The sequence below is a fragment of the Pseudactinotalea sp. genome (genome assembly GCF_048594945.1).
GTDB lineage: Bacteria > Actinomycetota > Actinomycetes > Actinomycetales > Beutenbergiaceae > Pseudactinotalea.
This window is the reverse complement of sequence record NZ_JBMDXJ010000084.1, coordinates 1-18805: the sequence shown is the minus strand read 5'-3', so window position 1 is coordinate 18805 and position 18805 is coordinate 1. Positions and strand designations below refer to the sequence as shown.

The window sequence follows — 18805 nt, the reverse complement described above, 5'->3', positions numbered from 1 at the left end:
GACCTGGCGGACGTGCGCGTGGTGGTGCTCACGACCTTCGACGAGGACGAGAACGTGCTCGCCGCCGTTCGTGCGGGCGCGGCCGGATACCTGCTCAAGGACGTGACCCCCGATGACCTGCGGTCGGCGATCAGGGTGGTGGCGTCGGGGGAGTCGCTGCTCTCGCCGGCGATCACCACGAAGGTCCTCGGACAGCTCGGTGCACGGCTCGGCACGCGGGTGCGGCCCGAGCTGCTCGACGGTCTCACCGAGCGCGAGCGCGAGGTCTTGGCCCGGGTGGGCAGTGGTGAGTCCAACGCCGAGATCGGAGCGAGCCTGTTCATCAGCCCAGCCACCGCCCGCACCTACGTGAGCAGGCTGTTGGCCAAGCTCGGCGCACGCGACCGGGCACAGCTGGTGGTTCTCAGCTACGAATCTGGTCTGACGGCGCCGGGCGGGAGCGAGCTGCCCTGATCGCGCAGCGCGGCGGTCGATGAAAGGCGAGTGAAACCGGCGTCCGGCAGGCTCGGGATCTCAGAGGTACCCACCCACCGGAGAGCAAGCCGAATGTCATCATCGCCCTCGTCCACCGCCAGCAGCCTGCCGAGCTACCGCGGCCTCTACGGGGGGCTCGCCCTCGTGGTCGCTGCCCTGAGCGGTGGGCAGCTCTACGCCGACTATGAGGACGAGAACCTCAGCATCGACTACCCGACGTTGTGGGAGATGCTCGGAAGCCGCTACGGCGCCGGGCTCGCACTCGCGTCGCTGACCCTCATCGGGGTGCTCGTGCTGCTCGCTGCGATCGCCTCGGTGCGACCCATCACGCCGGTGGGCATCCCGATCACGATCGCGCTGATCGGCATCGCCGGGGCGGTCATGTTGATCAGCCGCGTCGGCGCAGGGAGCAGACACGTCCCCGAGCTCGATACAGCAGGCGCGATGATGCTGATGACGTGCTGGGCGGCGGTCGCCCTCGGAGTGATTCACGCGATTCACTTGATCGTGGTGCGGCTGAGCGACCGATGACGCTGCGCCCTCGGATCGGCGGTCGCCTCCTGATCGCATCCGAGTCACCGCGTCGTTACCTCGCGTTGGCCGCTGCTCCCTAGCGTGACCCGGGTCCTCGACCCGACTCGAAGGTTGCTCGCGTGCCCGCTCAACGACGCCTCACTCGCGCCCTCGCGCTCACCACCGTCGCTGCGATGGCAGGGACTCTGCTCGCCGCGACCCCCGCCGCTCACGCCGCGCCCGGGGAGTCGGTGTTCGTCTCCGAGATCGTGGCCGACAACGTGGGTGCCGACCACGTCGAGTACATCGAGGTCCACAACGCCACCGACAGCGACGCCACGATCGGGCCGGACGGCCTGTCCCTGGCCTACACCTACGTGGACAGCGACGACACCGCGAGGGACGTCCCGCTCGCTCCCGAAGAGCCGGTCACGCTGGCGGCGGGCGACACTGCCGTGCTGTGGCTGAGCTACACCACCGACGACGCTTCCGTGGACTCCTACGGCTACACCGTGGAGCAGTTCCGCGCCCACCACGGCATCGCACCCGAGGTGACGGTCGCCCGGATCACCGGCCAGCCGGGCATGGCCAACGGCGGCGCTCGCGGCGTCCGTATCCTCGACGGCGACGCGATCCTCGGGTGGTCCTTCTACCCTTCCGGCTCAGTGGGCCCAGACCTGGCCGCGCACTTCCAGGTGCCCGCAGCTCCCGGCGGCGCGCCGCTGCTCGCCGGGTCGGCCGTTCCGACGCCGGGCACCGTCGCCGCCGATCAGCTCATCCCGGCCGACCCGGAACCCGAGCCGGAGCCGGAGCCGGAACCCGAGCTGGAGCCGGACCCCGATGTGGTCACCGCGCCGCTGCAGATCACCGAGGTGCTGCCGGACAGCACCAACGTCGGGACCGCCGACGGTTACGAGTTCATCGAGATCTTCAATGCCACCAGCGAGCCGATCGATCTGTCCGATTACTCCCTGATCTACCTGTACCCGCAGGATGAGCAGGTCAACACGAACGAGGCGCACTGGCCCCTGGTGCCGAGCACCGCCGTGCTCGCGCCCGGCCAGACCGTGGTGGTGTGGGTGAAGAACGGCCAGAACGACGACCTGGGCGCCGCGGAGTTCAACGCGCACTTCGGCAGTGATCTCGTGCTGGGCGAGGATCTGCTGGAGACGTTCACCGCCGGCATGGCGAACGGGTCACCCCGCGGGGTCGCGATCCGCACCAACACCGGCTTCGACCTCAACCGCGCCTACTACAACATGGCGGGCGCGAGCGACGTCGCGGCCGACCGCAGCATCCGGTACCGGGTCAGCAGCGACCTCACGCTGCAGGAGATCGTCGCGGTCGGATCGGACCCCTCACCAGGCCGGGTGCAGGCCGACCAGGTCGCGGCCGGCCTGATGATTCCGGTGCCCGACGGCGCAGCGCCGGTGATCTCCGATCTCACCTCGGGTGAGATCGACCCTGTGAGCGACTTCGTGATCGAGGCCGCGATCACCGACGACGTGCAGGTGCGGACCGTCACGCTCGAGCTGCGCAACGACGTGGACGGTGGCGTGACGACTGTCAACCTCACCAGGGACCCGGCGACCCCTGACCGCTACCGGCACACCGTGGTGGCGGCGGACCTGATCGGCAAGGACTGGTACGCCTACCGGTTCCTGGTCTCGGACGGCGCCCAGGTGGTCAGCACCGACGAGGTGCAGGTCCCGATCGCGGGGCGCTCGAGCGACCCGCTGCGGCTCGGCGTCGACGACGGCGACGTGCTGTCCGGCACGGTCGAGGTGACCGCCGGCGCCGACGCCTACCCCGCCACCCTCGAGCTCGCGATCGACGGCAGCCACGTGGACAGCGAGCCCTCGTTGGAGGCGCCGCCGGTGTTCGTGTTCGCCGAGTCGCAGACCGACTTCTACTTCCGCAACGGCGTGCGCGTGGGGGAGGACGTGCTGCTGATCTTCGACCAGGGCAGCTACGCCGCAACCGTCACCCACTCGACCCCGGTCGCGCTGGAGTACCTGCAGCCACGGGAACCGCTGACGGTCTCGATCTGGGCCGGGACCAAGGCCGGGCCGTGGATCGACGAGGCCGAGAACAACGACGACTTCGTGATCTCCGCGATGCGGCTGGTGCTCCCCGACGGTCGCACGCTGACCCCGGAGGGCTACGACGACCCGACGCAGCTCATCCAGATGGGCGACAGTGCCGGAAAGAACGACTTCTACGACTCGACCTTCACGATTCCTGAGGACGCCTACACCGGCCGAACCTTCACCTGGGACACCACCGAGGTGAGCGACGGCGAGCATGTGATCTCCGCCGTCGACGGTGAGCACGAGGCGAGTGCCACGGTACTGGTGGACAACACGCCCCCGGAGGTCACGCCGTCGATCATCGACGGCGAGACCTACCAGGGCGAGATCGTGCTGGACGCCGAGGTCGGTGACGCGACCTCGGGCGTGGCCGAGGTGGCCGCCACGCTCGACGGCGAGGCGATCGAGCTGGGTGAGGCGACGTCGTCGGTGGAGCTCGCCGCGGGCGAGCACGTCCTGGAGGTGGTCGCGACCGACCAGGCCGGCAACACGGCCACGAGCCGTACCACCTTCCTCGTGCCCGAGGAGATGCCGGACTCGGTGTGGTTCGACCCGGCCGATGGAGCGGTGGTGGACCCGGGCGAGATCGCGCTGCAGGCACGCGTGGAGGACCCGACCGGGGACGAGCTCGACGTCGCGTTCTACGAGGGGCACCGGTTCACGGCCGACGACGACGAGATCAGCTCGACGGCGGGAACCGTCGCCGACGCGCTCGACCTCGACCGCAGCGGCATCGCCGGGCTGCAGGATGTGACCTCGGCAGAGGCCTTCCCGTACCAGCAGTTCGAGATCGACGTCCCTGCCGACGCCGGAGCGGACGCGCGCGTGCGGCTCACGTGGCAGGGGACCGCCAACACCGGCGCGGACGTGATCCTGTACGCGCTCGCGGCCGACGGCGAGCGCTGGGTCGAGGTCGACCGGACCGTCGGCACGGACGAGGAGCTCAAGCTCAACGGGACCGTATCGGCGGCCGAGCACGCCCGCGACGGCGTGATCACCGCGCTCGTGCAGCACTCGGAGGGGTACGTCGGCGCGGCACAGTCGGACCGCGACACGCAGGTGACCGGTGGCCACCCCGATGACGTGCCGCGCTCGGAGTACGACTTCACGATCGGGTGGGAGTCGGACACCCAGTACTACAACGAGGAGTTCTACGACCATCAGGTCGCGATCCACGACTACTTCCTGGACCGGCGTGACGACCTCGATCTGCGCTACGTGATCCACACCGGCGACATCGTGGACGACTACGACCAGCCCTACCAGTGGGAGAACGCGTCACCCCAGTACGCGCGATTCGACGACGCCGGGCTGCCGTACGGGGTGCTGGCCGGCAATCACGACGTGGGCAACCAGCTTGCCGACTACTCGGTGTACAGCTCGTACTTCGGGGAGGCCAGGTACGCCGGCAACCCCTGGTACGGCGGCAGCTTCCAGGACAACCGCGGCCACTACGACCTGATCTCGGCCGGCGGGATCGACTTCCTCATGCTCTCCATGGGGTGGGACCCGGGTGAGGCGGCGATCGCCTGGATGAACGACGTGCTCGCGCAGTACCCGGACCGGGTGGCGATGATCAACCTGCACGAGTACATGCTCACCACCGGCGGGCTCGGGCCGATCCCGCAGCAGATCCTCGACGAGGTCGTGGCGCCCAACCCGAACGTGCGGATGGTGCTCTCGGGGCACTATCACGATGCCTTCACCCGGGTGGACACCTTCGACGACGACGGCGACGGGGTTGACGACCGCTCGGTGTACGCGATGCTGTTCGACTACCAGGGGCTGCCGGAGGGCGGCCTCGGCTATCTGCGGCTGCTGCACTTCGACAACGACGACGCTCGCATGATGGTCCGCACCTACTCGCCCTCGCTCGAGCGGTACAACTCCGACGACCCGAGCCTGCTCGGGCCCGCCGACGACCCGTACATGTATCAGGAGTTCGACGTCTCCTACGCCGACCTTGGCATCGAGCCGCGGGTCCGGACCCTGAGCTCGGACGCTTTCGAGGCCGAGGTGCTGACCGAGAACACGATCGCCTCGGTGGAGCAGGTCGAAGCGGCGTCGGTCGGTCCCGTGCAGGCGGGGTCGCGGCTTGCCCCGATGCTGGTCTCCGGCAGCGTCGCCAGCGCGACCTGGACGCTGACGACGCCGGGGGAGTACGGCTGGTACGTCCGTGCCACCGACCCGCACGGCGCCGTGCACGACTCGGTCGTCAACCGGCTGGTGGTCAGCGGCGCGGACGACGGTGACGACGGCGCCGGTGGCGGTGACGGGGGCGCCGATGGCGACTCGACCGACGACGGACAGCCCGGTGCCGGCGGGTCCGGTCAGCGTCCCGGCATGCCGGACACCGGGGTCTCCGGCGTCCTGGTAGGGCTGCTGATCGCGGCGCTCGCCCTAGGCCTCGGCATCGCGCTCCGGCAGGTGGCGCGGCGCCGTCGAACCTGAGCTCAGGCGGCTGGCGGCGCTTCTACCGTCGCGCTGCGTCGGCGCCGCACGATCCCGAGGACGATCGCTGCCGGCACCCCGAGGGCAACGATCCAGGGCAGCAATGCCCCGATCACGACCAGCGCCGTGCTGATGAAGGACACCAGCGCGTTCCATCCGCTCTCGAGACCGCCGATGAAGCCACCGCGTGCCTGCGCCGACGTGGGCGGCACGCTCTCGAGCGAGACCGTGAGTGTGGACATCGCTACCCGGTTCGCCAGGGCGTCGCGCTGGGACTGCAGTGCTTCGAGGTCCGCCTGGCGTTCGCTGAGGGTCTTCTCGGTGGCGAGCAGGTCGGAGGTGTCGTCGGCGTTCGCCATGATCGCCAGCAGTCGCTCGGTCGAGGTCTCGAGCGCCGCGATCCGGGCGTCCAGGTCGACGACGGTGCTGGTGACGTCCTCCTCGGACTGCGAGACCGACTGGACGTCGCCGACGTCGGCCAGGTCCTCGATCACCCCGGTCAGCTCGGTGGATGGGATGCGCAGGACCAGCGAGGCGAAGCCGGGATCCTGCTCACCGGTGCCGGCGTACTCCTCGCGGGACTCGACGTGGCCCCCGGTCGCGGCGGCCAGCGCGGCGACCTCGACGGCGCCGGCGCGGGGATCGTCGAGGAGCACCGCGGCGTTCGCCGTGATGATCACCTGTCGCTCGGTCACGTCGGCGGGGCTCATCGGCACCTTCGTGTCGGCGCCGGCCCCCTCGGCGCTGTCACCTCCGCCGTCACCGGCTGCGTAGTCGGCGTCGGCAGAGCCCCCGGCACCGCTGCTGGAGCAGCCTGCGAGCGCAAGCAGGGTGAGTGCGGCGGCCGCGATCGCGAGCCTGGTGCGTGTGGTGTCCATGCCGGGAACGGTAGGGACCGCCGCGCACCGATGGGTCGATCGTCACAGAGTCGACACCGGATCGATGCGTTCCCGTGACCTGAATGCTCGATTTCCGTTGCCAATGCAACGAAAGGCTCGGTCGCGACACAGTCAGCCGAACGCGTCGCCCATCCATCTCGACAGGTCGGGTGCCACTCCGCGCACCGCGTCGAACGCGGCGGAACCTGGTGTGGCGGCGGCCGCAAGCTCGAGCACCGTGAACACCTTCGCCACCAGCACCTCCGTGCCGTCGACGACATCACCCCCGGCGCGCTCGTAGGCTCGAGCGATCGCTGTCGCCTGGCTCGGCGTGGGCAGCCCCGGGAGCATGATCGCCAGATCGAGGGCGGGCGATGCCAGCGTGAGGCGTTCCCAGTCCAGCAGGATGGGTTCGCCGTCGCCGCTCAGCCTCCAGTTCAGCGGGTTCGGGTCGCCCGAGACCACGCGGCCGGCCGCCGTGGCCGCCCGCCAGCGCTCCTGAAGCCGCCGCAACAGGCCCTCGTGCGCCCCGAGCTCGACCACCGCGGAGGCGGCGACGGTCATCTCGTCGTCCCACCGTGGCAGGTACCGCCCGGTCAACGTGTCGAGCACGCGAGCCGGGACGTGGTGCAGTCGGCTCAGCAGCGCCAGCGCCGCAGGATCGGCGCCCCACCGATGCCGTGGCAGCGGGTCTGGCAGGTATTCGAGCACCAGCCAGGTTCCCTGCGTGGCCGTGCTGACCACATCAAGCGGCACCGGGACCGGGACTCCGTGACGTCGCAGCCGAGCGCCGAGTGCGCCCGCCACTGCCGCCTCAGATGCCTGGACGGGTCCCTTGACGACGACGTCCCGCCGCCCGCGCACGGCGAGCACGACGCGGCCCGACATCCCACCGAGCGGCGTGCGCGCCTCGGCGTCACCGACCAGATCGGCGACGGCGTGCTCGACCTCGGTCGGCACGGCCGATGTCGGCATGCTTGGCCTAGGGACGCACTGCTCAGCCCTGCGGATACCCGGGCTGTCCGTAACCGGGCTGTTGGCCGTACCCGGGCTGTTGGCCGTACCCGGGCTGCTGACCTGGCTGCGGCTGGCCGTACCCCGGCTGCTGCTGGGGCGGGAAGGGCTGGGCGCCATAGCCGGCAGCCGGGGGCTGCCCCTGCTGCGGGAACGATGCCTGTCCACCGTAGGCGGGCTGGGCAGGGGCGTCCGTCGGTGGCGGGGTCGGCTGCGGGGTGGGCTGGGGATTCTTCGCCTGCTCGGCGGACTGCTTCGTGGCGCCCTCCTCACCTTCCTCGATCGGCGAGACGACGACGGCGGTCCCGTAGGCGCAGACCTCGCTGAAGGCCTGCGCGATGTCGCCGGTGTCGAACCGCATCGCGATCACGGCGTTGGCGCCGCGCTGCTCGGCCTGCTGCACCATCCGCGCCATGACCTCCTCGCGGGAGGCGTACACGAGGTGGGTGTACTCGTTGACCTCGCCACCGCCGATGGAGCGGAAGCTCGCGACGATGTTCTGGCCGATGTTGGCGCTGCGCACGGTCATCCCCATCACCTCGCCGAGGACAGCGTCGATGCGGTAGCCGGGTACGGAGTTCGTGGTCACGACGATCATGGCCTCATCCTGGCACCCCAGGGGTGCGCGCGACATGGGTACCGCTGCAAGGTCTGGCAACGGGTCGGACCGGCTCCCGGTCACGCCTAACCTGACGGCAGGAGGTCGAGATGACACAGCAGGGACCAGTACGGCTCGGGATCGTCGGACACGGGGTGCAGGGCGGCGGGTACGCGCGGGCGATCGGCGCGGGCGAGGTCGAGGGGATGGTGCTGGGCGCCGTCTGCGACATCGACGAGAGCAAGCGTGCGGCGGCGCAGGAGTACGGCGTGCCGTTCCACACCGACTATCGGGCGCTGATCGCCAGCGGTGACATCGACGCCGTGGTCGCCACCGTGCCGCACTACCTGCACCCGGAGGTAGTGATCGCTGCCCTGGAGAGCGGGCTGCATGCGCTCGCAGAGAAGCCGGCTGGCGTGTACGCGGCCCAGGTGCGCGAGATGAACGAGGTCGCCGCGTCACACCCCGACCTCACCTACGCGATCATGTTCAACCAGCGCACCAACCCGCTGTACCGGCGCATCAAGGAGATCGTCGACGCCGGTGAGATCGGCGCGATCCGACGCTCCAGCTGGATCATCACCACCTGGTACCGGCCGCAGGTGTACTACGAGCAGAGCGCCTGGCGCGCGACCTGGGGTGGCGAGGGCGGCGGCGTGCTCGTCAACCAGTCGCCGCACCAGCTGGATCTGTGGCAGTGGATCTGCGGCATGCCGCAGAGTGTGACCGCCAAGCTCGGTTTCGGCTTCCGGCGCGAGATCGCCGTCGAGGACGAGGCGACGATCCTCGCCGACTACGGCAACGGCGTCACCGGATCCTTCATCACCGCCACGCACGACCTCATCGGCACCGACCGGTTCGAGATCCTCGGCGACCAGGGCAAGATCGTGGTCGAGGGGTCGGCCACGGCCACCGTGACCCGGCTCGACAAGCCCGAGCAGGAGATCTCCGCCTCCGTGCCGCTCGAGCAGGTGTTCGGCGTGGTCACCGGCGGCAGCCAGCTCTACGAGAGCACCACCGAGACGCTGGAGTTCGAGTCGCAGTGGGGCGGTCAGCACAAGGAGGTCCTGCGCAACTTCGCGGCGAACATCCTCACCGGCGAGCCCCTGATCGCGCCCGGCTCTGACGGCATCAACGGGGTCAAGCTCGCCAACGCCGCGCACCTGTCGGCGTGGTTGGGCCGCGAGGTCCCGGTCGACGGCGAGGACGAGGCGTACCTACGCGAGCTCAATGGCCGGATCCGTGCGGAGGGAATGTTCCCCGAGCGGGAGCGGTAGCCGCTGCACGGGTGGGGTCGGTGACGTCTGCGCGCTGTCGGTGCGGGTCACTAACCTGACGTGCATGACACTCACCCTTGGCATGATCACCACGGATTCGACCGACCCGGAGCCCCTCGCCCGATGGTGGGCAGAGCAGACCGGCGCCGAGGTCACCGAGACCAACGACGGCTGGTTCGTGATCGTGACGGGCGGGGTCGTCCTGCTCGCGTTCCAGAAGGTCGAGGAGCCGACGCCCGGCAAGAACCGGGTGCACCTCGACCTGACGGCGACCGACCTCGACGCCGAGGTCGACCGGCTCCTCGGAGACGGCGCCACGCTCGTGGCGCGCCGCGGTGAGGAGGGCTTCCGATGGGTCACGCTGGCCGATCCCGAAGGCAACGAGTTCTGCGTGGCACAGGCAAGCGAAGACGGCGCAGACCCGCACTGACGCAACGTGCCGCACTCGCGCCCCTGGTTACCGGGTAACTGGTATGGTTACCCGGTAACCGAGGGAGGTGCGGGATGTCGGTCAAGCACGGTCTGCTGGCGTTGCTGGCGGAAGAGCCGATGGGCGTGTATCGGCTGCGCAAGGAGTTCGAGGCGCGCACGGGCGGTTCCTGGCCGATCAACATCGGCCAGGTGTACTCCACGGTCCAGCGGCTTGAGCGTGACGGCCTGGTCGTCAGGATCGAGGATTCCGCTGACGACGTCGATCGCTTCGAGTCGACTCCGGCCGGGCGGGAGCAGGCGAGCGCTTGGTGGTCCACCCCGGTGTCGCGGGGGGACACCGGGCGCGACGAGCTCGTCATCAAGCTCGCGCTCGCCGTCAGTGCTGTCGGTGTGGACGTGCGCGACATCGTGCAGGCGCAGCGGTCCGAGACGATGCGCGCGATGCGGGACTTCACCAGGCTGAAGGCCCAAGTTCCGTCGCTGGGGGACCGGATCACCCGTCCGGAGCTGGCGTGGTCGCTCGTGCTCGACCACCACACGTTCACCGCCGAGGCGGAGGTGCGCTGGCTCGACCACATCGAGGCCAGCGTCGCTCGGGCGGTGATCACGCCGTCGTCGGACGTCGATGCTGACCAGACGACCGCGGATCGCAGTGATCGGGAGATCTCCCGATGAGCGATCCGATCCTGCTCCCGGTGGAGGGCGTGCGCAGGGTCCACGGTTCAGGCGCACGGGAGGTCGTCGCGCTCGACGGCGTCGACCTCACCGTGCGCCTGGGCGAGCTGGTTGCCGTGATGGGGCCGTCCGGATCGGGCAAGTCGACGCTGCTCAACGTGGCCGGTGGTCTGGACACGCCGACGTCCGGCAGTGTGACGATCGCGGGCGACGTGATCTCCGAGATGGACGCCAAGGGCCGCGCCGGGCTGCGCCGCAAGCGGATCGGTTACGTGTTCCAGGACTTCAACCTCATCCCCGCGCTCACCGCGGCGGAGAACGTCTCGCTCCCTCGTGAGCTCGACGGCGTTTCGTTGCGTCAGGCGCGCAAGGAGGCCAGGTCTGCGCTCGCCGAGGTGGGATTGGAGAAGCAGGCGCGCAGGTTTCCCGACGAGCTCTCGGGCGGACAGCAGCAGCGCGGCGCGATCGCCCGTGCGCTGGTGGGGCCGCGCCGGCTCGTGCTCGCCGACGAACCGACCGGTGCGCTCGACTCGGTCACCGGCGAGGCGGTCATGCGGGTGCTGCGTGCCCGGGTCGACGCCGGTGCCGCCGGCTTGCTCGTGACTCACGAACCGCGGTTCGCGGCCTGGGCCGACCGCACGGTGTTTCTCCGCGACGGCAAGGTCGTCGACTCCACCGGAACCGACGAGCCCGAGGGACTGCTCGCCGACGCTTCCGCGGGAGCGTGAGGTGAGCCGCTGGTGGGCGCGATGGCGCGTCGCATTGCGGATCGCCTGGCGCGACGCCGGCAGGAACAAGGCTCGGACTGCGCTCGTCGTCGCGATGGTCGCGCTGCCGCTGCTGGCGGGAACGACGCTGATCACGGTCTTGGGCTCCTCGTATCCGACGCTGGCGACGATTGCGGGCGCCGAGCTCGGAACGAGCGTTCAGGCTCGCCTCGAGGCCACGGCGTGTGGCGAGGGAATGGTCCAGAACATCGAGGGTTCGCAGATGAGTTGCATGGGCGAGCCCGTCGATCCTCCGGACCACCAGGCTCTACTCGATGCCGCCTTCGGTTCCGATCTCGTGGAGGTGACCGACACCGTCGGAGTGCTGACGACACCAGACACAGCACGGCGCTGGAACGTGCGCGAGGTCGACCTGAGCGCACTTCCCGGCGTCGTCGAGGCGACGGCGGGGCGGCTTCCTACCTCGCCAGGCGAGGCGCTCATCGGCGAACCGTTGGTCGCGGCGTTCGGTGGCATCGGTGACTCGCTCGAGGTCGTCGTGGGCGAGAACACCATCGCGGTCGAGATCGTGGGTACAAGCGCGGACCTCCAGACTCTCTCGTTCGCTGTCACGGAACCCGACTCCCAGTACCTCTACCTGGCGCCGGGAACCTTGCCTTCCGTCGAGTACGACCACCGGCTCTGGTTCGTCGCGGGAGACCAGCCCGTGACCTGGGAGCAGGTGCTGGAACTGAATGAGTCCGGCTTCCTGGTCACGAGCCGAGATGTGCTCCTCGACCCGCCACCCGCGAGCGCGGTGCCGTTCAACGGCGTGAACGAGGACGACCTCCGAATGACCGCGTACATCGGCGGTATCGCGGCGCTGCTACTCATCGAGGTCGTGCTGCTGATCGGCCCCGCCTTCGCCGTCGGCGCGCGGCGCCAAGCTCGGTATCTGGCGCAGATCGCGGCGCATGGTGGTGCGCCGCGCGAGCTTCGGCGGATCGTGCTGGCGAGCGGGGTCGTCACCGCGCTGGCCGGCGGCGTCATCGGTATCGCTCTTGGACTGCTCGGGGGCGTCGTCACCTATCTCGTGCTGGCGCACACGCAATCGGCCCTCCCGAACCTGGTGCTGCCGACCTGGGAGCTCGCGTTGCTGCTGGCGCTCGCGCTCCTGATCGGACTGGCAGCGGCCTGGATTCCGGCACGGACGGCGTCGCGTGCTGACGTCGTGGCCACGCTCGGTGGTCGGCGGGAGGAGGCGACACCGCGTCGTGGCGTTGCCCGGCTGGGTGTCGCCGTCGCCGTGCTCGGCGCGCTCACGGCCGCACTCGGCGCGCTGATCATCCAGCCCGCCGTGCTGATCGGGGGTGTCGTCCTTCTTGAGGTCGGCATCATCCTGTCGGCAGGCGGTGCGGTGGCACTGCTGGCGCGCCTGGCACCCCGTGTCGGGGTAGCGGGGCGCTTTGCCCTGCGCGAGGCTGCTCGGCACAGGACGCGGACAGGACCGGCCGTTGCAGCGGTGATCGCCGCCGTCGCGGTGGCCAGCACGCTGATGGTGTACGTCGCCAGCACAGCACGTGCCGACCAGAACGCTTGGGACCCGCTGTTGGCCGAGCCGACCGTCGTGGTCGCGTTGTCCCGTGGGCTGACACCCACCTCCGGCGCGCAGGTGATCGGGGAGATCGCTGATGAGACGGCGACCGAGGTCTCTTTCGAGGCGATGCATGTGGTCACGGCGCTCAAGACCGGGGACCCGGCGACGGGCGATGTCGCCTACGTGGACATGGAGCCCTCGCCCGATTTGACCTGTCCGTGGGAGGACCTCACGGACGCCGAGCGCCGCACCGACCCTCGCTGCAATGTCACCCTGCACAGCGGCCCGTTCGGGACGATCGTTGACGACGGGAGCCTGGTGACGGCGCTCGGGGTCGTGGATGCGAATGCCGTTGATGCGCTGGCCTCGGGCGGGGTGGTGGTCCCGAGTGACCTCTTTGTGTGGGCTGACGGTCAGGCGCATCTGCGCATCGATGTGATGGATGCGGCCTCGCCGGATGCGGGTGAGGTGCAGATGATGACGGCGGACGCCGTGGTCGCCGATTGGAGCGACCGACTCGGGTCCCTGATCATCTCTCCCGAGGTCGCTGAGCAGATCGGCCTGGAGACCGTGACCAGTGGCGCCCTGGTGGTGAGCGCGCAGCCGCTGACCGATACCGAGGTCGCCCGCATCGCCGGCGCCTTCTACGAGATCGACGAGCAGTCCCAGACATGGCGCGACGATCCGCCGGACCCCGGCCGGGATCGGCCGATGGCCGTCGCACTGCTGACCGCGACGGCTGTGGCGCTCGTCGCCACCGGGCTCGCGACCGGGCTAGCGGGGTCGCACATCGCGGCAGATCTGGCCACTCTGTTGGCCGTGGGAGCATCGCCGCGCACGCGCCGGCGAATCTCTGCGGCGCAGGCCGTAGTCATCGCAGGCACGGGCGCGATCCTCGGTGGCCTTGCGGGAATGGCACTGGGCGGCGTGGTCGTGCTCTGGGAGCGGCAGCAGGGTCAGTGGCCGGACTTCCCATTCGTGGTGCCATGGCAGTTGTGGGCGCTCGTGGCGGTGATCCCGGTCGTGTCCGCCGTGTGCGGCTATGCCTTCACGCGCTCCCGCCTCCCGCTCGTGCGCCGGATTGCGGAGTAGCTTCGGCGATCGCCTCCTGAAGGATGCGGATCGCCTTCGGGCCCACGCCATGCAGCGAACTCAGCTCAGCCTCGGAGAGGTGAGATACGCCGTCGAGCGTCGTGATGCCCGCCTGGGCGAGTGCCCGGGTGGCGGGGCGGCCGATGGCGCGGGGCAGGTCGCCGTCGCCCGGCTCAACCGACTCCGCCGCTTCCGCTGAAGCGGCCAGGTGCTTCGGTGCGCGGTGCTTCCACGCCTGCCGGACCCAGTGGTTGAGCTGCTGGCCGCCGATGTCAGCGAGAGTGACGCTCGCTCCGACGAGCGACGCGCCGCGCGTGGACCGCTCAGCGGTCGGTTGCTCGGCCAGAAGGGCCTCGACATCGGCGGCCGGCAGCCGCAGCAGCACGCGATCGCCGCCTGCCGCGAGCGAGACGAACACACGGCCTGCGACCGAGAACGAGGGGAGCTGGGCATCGGTGCTGTCGACCTCCGGAAGCGACAACGCCGCCTTGCGCAGCTGCGCGGCCGTGGTCATCGGCGGGCGCGCCACCACGCGAGCAGGGCGAGGCCGGCCGCGATCAGGCCGACCGACTCGCTGACCAGCGCCATGATCTGCCAGATGTCCCAGAACGCCTCACGCAACCCGAAGAAGCCGCGCGGAGTGTGTGAGAACAGCAATGCGAACAGCGACACCGCATGGAAGCCCACCGCGAGGAACCGCCACACCCAGTGAGCGCTCGCGATCAAGGCCACGGCGATCACCGCACCGGCCACGGCGTTGACGGCGAACATCGGCCCGATCACCGGCACGACCGACCAGCCGTCGAGGAACAGGTAGCCGTGCACGACCGCCGAGATCGCGGTCCCGACCGCGGCGACGCGGCGGAGTGCGGTGGCCTCACCCTGGCGTGTGCTGGAAGCGCTCATGGGTCCATTCTGCGGGAGCCGTGGCGAACCGACCGTCCCAACTCCCAGCGAAGTCGCAGTGATGTGCAGTTGGCTGGACCCATGACCGCTACCGCGTGCACCTCCCGCCCCTGCCTGAGCCGACGGACCGCATTGGCGGCCGGCGGAGCGAGCCTCACGCTGGCGCTCGCCGCGTGCGGAGACGGGAGCGAAGCACCCGCCACCGGAGATCCCGAAGCCCAGCCCGAGGAGCTCGCGAACATCGCCGACATCCCGGTCGGCGGCGCACTGGTGGTCTCGAGTGCCGCCTCCGGCGACCTCCTGCTGACCCAGCCCAGCGAGGGCGAGATCCATGCCTTCTCAGCCGTCTGCACTCACCAGGGTTGTGCCGTCGAGCCAGGCGAAGGCGAGCTCAGCTGCCCCTGCCACGGCTCGGCCTTCGACCTCGCGACCGGCGACGTGCTCCGAGGACCCGCCAACGAGGCGCTGCCCGAGGTGAGCATCGAGGTCGACGAGGCGGGTGCCGTCGTCGGATAGGTCGCTCTACTCGAGCTCGTTGTAGTACCCGACGAGCGCCGGATAATAGTCGTCGAACGGCGCGGGCGCCAGACCCGACCGGACCGCGATCAGCCGGTCCAGGTAGTACTCCCACCCCGGACCGACGGACGTCACGTCGTCGCCCTGCTCGATCAGCTGGTTGAGCTCCAGCACCGTCTCCTCACCGCCGGGGCGCACGTCGAGCTGCAGCTGCCAGGTCCCCGCCTCGCTCTCCATCTCGACCTGCAGGCGCCTCGGTGGGTCGCAGTCGATGATCGTCACCCGCTCCGGCTCCGCACTGGCCTCGGCTGTCATCGTGAACTCGACGACGTTCCCCACGGCACCCTCGCCGGTCCAACGGCCGATCCACTGCTCCAGCTTCTCCGAGGCGGTCACCCACTCCCACACCTCCTCGGGTGTGGCCAGCAGCTCGCGCCGCAGCACCAGCTCCAGCCCATCTCCGGTGGTGCGCAGAAAGCCAGTTCCCTCAGGCATCGGTCCTCCATCGTCGATCGACGTCTCCATCCGCGACGCTACCCAGCGGTTGGTCGCTGCGACAACGGCGAGCGGGAAGTTCTCCCCGCCGACCCGGCCGGGGTCGGCGCGTGTTGCCCCTAGGCTCGGTGCGGCCCGCCACGCCGGACAGCCCGTTCGGCCCGTATGCGAGGAGCACGTATGAGCCAGTACCAGCCGCCGCAGGGCGGATCCGCACCGCAGCCCAGCCCGTTCCCCCAGCAGCAGCCGCCGCAGGGGTTCGGCCAGCAGTCGCAGGCGCCGCAGGGCTTCGGCCAGCAGTCGCAGCCGCAGCCACAGTTCGGGCAGCCCGGGTTCAACCAGCAGCAGGGCTACCCGCAGCAGGGGTTCCAGCCGCAGCCGCCCGCCGCGCCGGGCCTGTTCGACACCACGTTCGCCAAGCCGACCACCCCGAAGGTCGCCTCGACCGCCTACATCGCGCTGATCGTGCTCGCCGGCACGCTGGTGCTGTACGGGCTGTTCGGCGCGATCTCCTCCTTCTCGGCCGCCGCGAGCATGGGCCAGTACGGGGGCGGCGCCGGGTACGTGCTCGCCGGCATCGGTCAGCTGCTGTTCCTGCCGGCGCTCGGCTTTGCGGTGCTCACGCTCGGGCGGCTGACGATCGAGTACTTCGTGGAGACCCACAAGGCTCGCCAGGCCGCCGCGTCCGCCGAGCAGGCCTGAGCGCTGCCCTCACTCGAGCACGATCTCCTCGACCGACTTGTCCGGCCGCCACCCCCGCCACCGGGGGTGGCGCAGCCGGCCGGCCGGTGACCACTCGCCGAACTCCACCTCGGCCACCTGCACCGGGTCGAGCCACACCGCGCCCCGCGCATCGAGCGCCGGCACGTCGGCGACGCTCGGCTCCGATCGCCGCAGCGGCTCGAACCTCTCGAGCCAGGCGCTCGTCTCCCGCTCGGTGAAGCCCGACCCGACGCGACCCACATAACGCAACGCTCCGCCGTCGGGCACTGCGAGCAGGAGCGAGCCCACACGGCCTGCGCGACTCCCACCACCCTCACGCCACCCGACCACCACCACCTCCTGGGTGCGGGTGTGCTTGAGCTTGAGCCACGACGGCGAGCGCCGGCCGGGGGAGTAGCGAGAGTCACGGCGCTTCGCGACCAGCCCTTCCAGTCCCAGATCGGTGCTCGTGGACATCGCGGCTGCGCCGTCCTCGCTCGACGGCGGGACGTGGACGATGCCCTCCTCGGCGACCAAGGCCTCCAACGCATCGCGACGGTCGACATACGGCTCGGACACCAGCGAGGTGTCCTCGATCTCGAGCACGTCGAACAGCATCAGGTGCACCGGGCGACGCCGCGCCGCCCGCGCGATCTCCGGCTCCCGGGTGGCCTGCATCCGCGGTTGCAGCAGTGCGAAGCTCGGGCGCCCTTGCGGGTCGAGGGCGACGATCTCGCCGTCGAGCACCGCACGATGCGCCGCCACCAGCCCCGGTAGCACACCCAGCTCCGGGTACTGGGCGGTCTGGTCGCGACCGCTGCGTGACATGAGGCGCACCCGGTTGCCCTCGATCTCGATGATCGCGCGCACGCCGTCCCACTTCATCTCGTACGCCCACCCTTGCTCGTCAGGGAGCTCGGTGGCGGGTGTGGCCATCATCGGCTTCGGAAGCACCTCGCGCTGGGGGCGCGGACTGCCCGACGGCGTTGCTCGCCTCTTCGGGCGAGTGGGGTCCATGAGGTGGATCAACCAGTTCTCACCGGTGCGGATCAGGGCGATCGTGCTGGTCCGACCGGGGCCGTTCGCCAGCCCGCCGTCCGGGCGCCCGGTGAGTGTGGCGATCACCTCCTTGCCGTCGCGCCACTTGCTGGTGGTGTATGTGCCGGAGTCCCAGATGCTCATCTCGCCGGCGCCGTACTCGCCCGCAGGGATCGTGCCCGAGAAGGTGGCGTACTCCATCGGGTGGTCCTCGGTCTGCACGGCGAGGTGATTGGACTCCGGGTCGTCAGGGACGCCCTTCGGCAGTGCCCAGCTCACCAGCACGCCGTGGCGGGCGAGCCGCAGGTCCCAGTGCAGCCGGCTCGCGTGGTGCTCCTGGATCACGAAGGCTCTGGCGGCGGTGGCCTCGAGGTCGTCACTGCCGTGGGCCTCCGGGACCGGCTCCGGGGTGCGCGCGGCATCGCGCTTGGCGCGGTAGGTGCTCAGCCGGTCGGTGCCGGCGCCGACGCCCGGTGGGCGCCCGATCGGCCCCATCGGATCGCCGCGATCGGCGACCAGGCTCAGCACCTCCTCGAGCTCGAGCTGGTGCAGGTGCGGATCCTCGAGCTCGGCCCAGGTGCGGGGCGCGGCCACCTGCGGGCGGGCGGTGCCGCGCAGCGAGTAGGGGCAGATCGTGGTCTTGTTCGCGTTGTTCTGCGACCAGTCGAGGAACACCCGGCCGGTGCGGGCGGCCTTGGTCATCTCCGAGACCACCAGATCACGATGATCGGCCTCGAGGCTGCGCGCCAGCTCCTTGGCGAGCGCGGAGGTCTGGGCCGAGGAGTAGGCGCCGTCGACCGGCGCGTACAGGTGGATGCCCTTGCTGCCGCTGGTCACCGGGTAGCTCGGCAGCCCCATCTGGTCGAGGATCTCCTTGACCAGGCGCGCCACATGCGCCACCTGGGTGAGCGCGACGCCTGGGCCCGGGTCCAGGTCGAACACGATCCGGTCCGGGGGCAGCGGGCGCTCGTCGGCGTCGAACCGCCACTGGGGCACGTGCAGCTCGAGCGCGGCGATCTGCGCGAGCCATGCCAGGGTGGGGCGATCATCGGCGATCGGGTAGACGTTGTCGGAGTCCGTGTGGTGCAGCGTGGCGCGCCGGACCCAGTGCGGCGTGCCGCCGCCGAGGTTCTTCTGGAAGAACATCTCGCCCTCGATGCCGTTCGGCCACCGTTTGCGGGTGATCGGGCGGTCTGCGCAGTGCGGGACCATCACGTCGGCGATCTGCGCGTAGTAGCGCAGCACGTCCGCCTTGGTGGTCCCGGTCTCCGGGTAGAGCACCTTGTCGAGGTTGGTGACCCGGAGCTGGACACCGTCGACGGCGACGGTCGCCTCGCTGCTCACCTCACC

The 18805-nt window shown here is 70.1% G+C and carries 17 protein-coding genes; 10 read left to right on the top strand and 7 right to left on the bottom strand.

The window, feature by feature from the left end:
• The 3 genes from ACOJSN_RS03885 to ACOJSN_RS03875 all read left to right on the top strand — a co-directional run.
• Positions 1–453: LuxR C-terminal-related transcriptional regulator (locus tag ACOJSN_RS03885; RefSeq protein WP_420111196.1), on the top strand; the 453-nt coding region annotated here is incomplete at its 5' end.
• 93 nt (positions 454–546) lie between these two features.
• On the top strand, positions 547–1005 hold the full coding sequence (locus ACOJSN_RS03880) for a hypothetical protein (protein WP_420111195.1): 459 nt from the start codon (positions 547–549) through the stop codon (positions 1003–1005).
• A gap of 122 nt (positions 1006–1127) precedes the next feature.
• Positions 1128–5528, top strand: coding sequence for a lamin tail domain-containing protein (locus tag ACOJSN_RS03875; protein WP_420111194.1), 4401 nt, complete (start codon positions 1128–1130; stop codon positions 5526–5528).
• A 2-nt stretch (positions 5529–5530) separates the two neighbouring features.
• Here the strand turns inward: ACOJSN_RS03875 and ACOJSN_RS03870 are convergent, their stop codons facing one another.
• The 3 genes from ACOJSN_RS03870 to ACOJSN_RS03860 all read right to left on the bottom strand — a co-directional run bounded on the left by ACOJSN_RS03870 (position 5531) and on the right by ACOJSN_RS03860 (position 8018).
• Complete coding sequence (locus ACOJSN_RS03870; protein ID WP_420111193.1) at positions 5531–6406, bottom strand: DUF4349 domain-containing protein; 876 nt, start codon at positions 6404–6406, stop codon at positions 5531–5533.
• Positions 6407–6538: 132 nt separating this feature from the next.
• Positions 6539–7381, bottom strand: a complete 843-nt coding sequence (locus ACOJSN_RS03865) for a phosphotransferase family protein (RefSeq protein WP_420111192.1) — start codon at positions 7379–7381, stop codon at positions 6539–6541.
• 22 nt (positions 7382–7403) lie between these two features.
• A complete protein-coding gene (locus ACOJSN_RS03860) occupies positions 7404–8018 on the bottom strand; it encodes a YbjQ family protein (protein ID WP_420111191.1) in 615 nt (204 codons plus the stop codon).
• 110 nt (positions 8019–8128) lie between these two features.
• Here ACOJSN_RS03860 and ACOJSN_RS03855 point away from each other — a divergent pair, with 110 nt between their 5' ends.
• The 5 genes from ACOJSN_RS03855 (at position 8129) to ACOJSN_RS03835 (ending at position 13798) form a co-directional block, all read left to right on the top strand.
• Positions 8129–9295, top strand: coding sequence for a Gfo/Idh/MocA family protein (locus tag ACOJSN_RS03855; protein ID WP_420111190.1), 1167 nt, complete (start codon positions 8129–8131; stop codon positions 9293–9295).
• A 64-nt stretch (positions 9296–9359) separates the two neighbouring features.
• Positions 9360–9725, top strand: coding sequence for a VOC family protein (locus ACOJSN_RS03850; RefSeq protein ID WP_420111189.1), 366 nt, complete (start codon positions 9360–9362; stop codon positions 9723–9725).
• 74 nt (positions 9726–9799) lie between these two features.
• Positions 9800–10402 (top strand): PadR family transcriptional regulator, encoded by a 603-nt coding sequence (locus ACOJSN_RS03845; RefSeq protein WP_420111188.1) that lies wholly within the window; start codon positions 9800–9802, stop codon positions 10400–10402.
• Positions 10399–11130: an ABC transporter ATP-binding protein gene (locus ACOJSN_RS03840; protein WP_420111187.1), complete on the top strand. Its 732-nt coding sequence runs from the start codon at positions 10399–10401 to the stop codon at positions 11128–11130. Before ACOJSN_RS03845 ends, ACOJSN_RS03840 begins: the two co-directional genes overlap by 4 nt.
• A gap of 1 nt (position 11131) precedes the next feature.
• A complete protein-coding gene (locus tag ACOJSN_RS03835; protein WP_420111186.1) occupies positions 11132–13798 on the top strand; it encodes an FtsX-like permease family protein in 2667 nt (888 codons plus the stop codon).
• Here the strand turns inward: ACOJSN_RS03835 and ACOJSN_RS03830 are convergent.
• Together ACOJSN_RS03830 and ACOJSN_RS03825 are read right to left on the bottom strand one after the other, a co-directional pair.
• On the bottom strand, positions 13755–14312 hold the full coding sequence (locus tag ACOJSN_RS03830) for a hypothetical protein (RefSeq protein WP_420111185.1): 558 nt from the start codon (positions 14310–14312) through the stop codon (positions 13755–13757). The genes ACOJSN_RS03835 and ACOJSN_RS03830 overlap by 44 nt on opposite strands.
• Positions 14309–14704: a hypothetical protein gene (locus ACOJSN_RS03825; RefSeq protein WP_420111184.1), complete on the bottom strand. Its 396-nt coding sequence runs from the start codon at positions 14702–14704 to the stop codon at positions 14309–14311. Before ACOJSN_RS03825 ends, ACOJSN_RS03830 begins: the two co-directional genes overlap by 4 nt.
• Before the next feature lie 81 nt (positions 14705–14785).
• On the opposite strand from ACOJSN_RS03825, the gene ACOJSN_RS03820 reads away from it, so the two are divergent.
• Entirely contained in the window at positions 14786–15220 is a 435-nt protein-coding gene (locus tag ACOJSN_RS03820; protein ID WP_420111183.1) for a Rieske (2Fe-2S) protein, read from the top strand.
• A gap of 6 nt (positions 15221–15226) precedes the next feature.
• On the opposite strand, the gene ACOJSN_RS03815 is transcribed toward ACOJSN_RS03820, so the two are convergent.
• Positions 15227–15715, bottom strand: a complete 489-nt coding sequence (locus tag ACOJSN_RS03815) for an SRPBCC domain-containing protein (RefSeq protein WP_420111182.1) — start codon at positions 15713–15715, stop codon at positions 15227–15229.
• 180 nt (positions 15716–15895) lie between these two features.
• Here ACOJSN_RS03815 and ACOJSN_RS03810 point away from each other — a divergent pair, with 180 nt between their 5' ends.
• The gene (locus tag ACOJSN_RS03810; protein WP_420111181.1) at positions 15896–16417 is read left to right on the top strand and encodes a DUF4282 domain-containing protein; all 522 of its coding nucleotides are present in this window, start codon (positions 15896–15898) and stop codon (positions 16415–16417) included.
• 9 nt (positions 16418–16426) lie between these two features.
• On the opposite strand, the gene ACOJSN_RS03805 is transcribed toward ACOJSN_RS03810, so the two are convergent.
• On the bottom strand, positions 16427–18799 hold the full coding sequence (locus ACOJSN_RS03805; RefSeq protein WP_420111197.1) for an ATP-dependent DNA ligase: 2373 nt from the start codon (positions 18797–18799) through the stop codon (positions 16427–16429).
• Between the last annotated feature and the right edge of the window lie 6 nt (positions 18800–18805).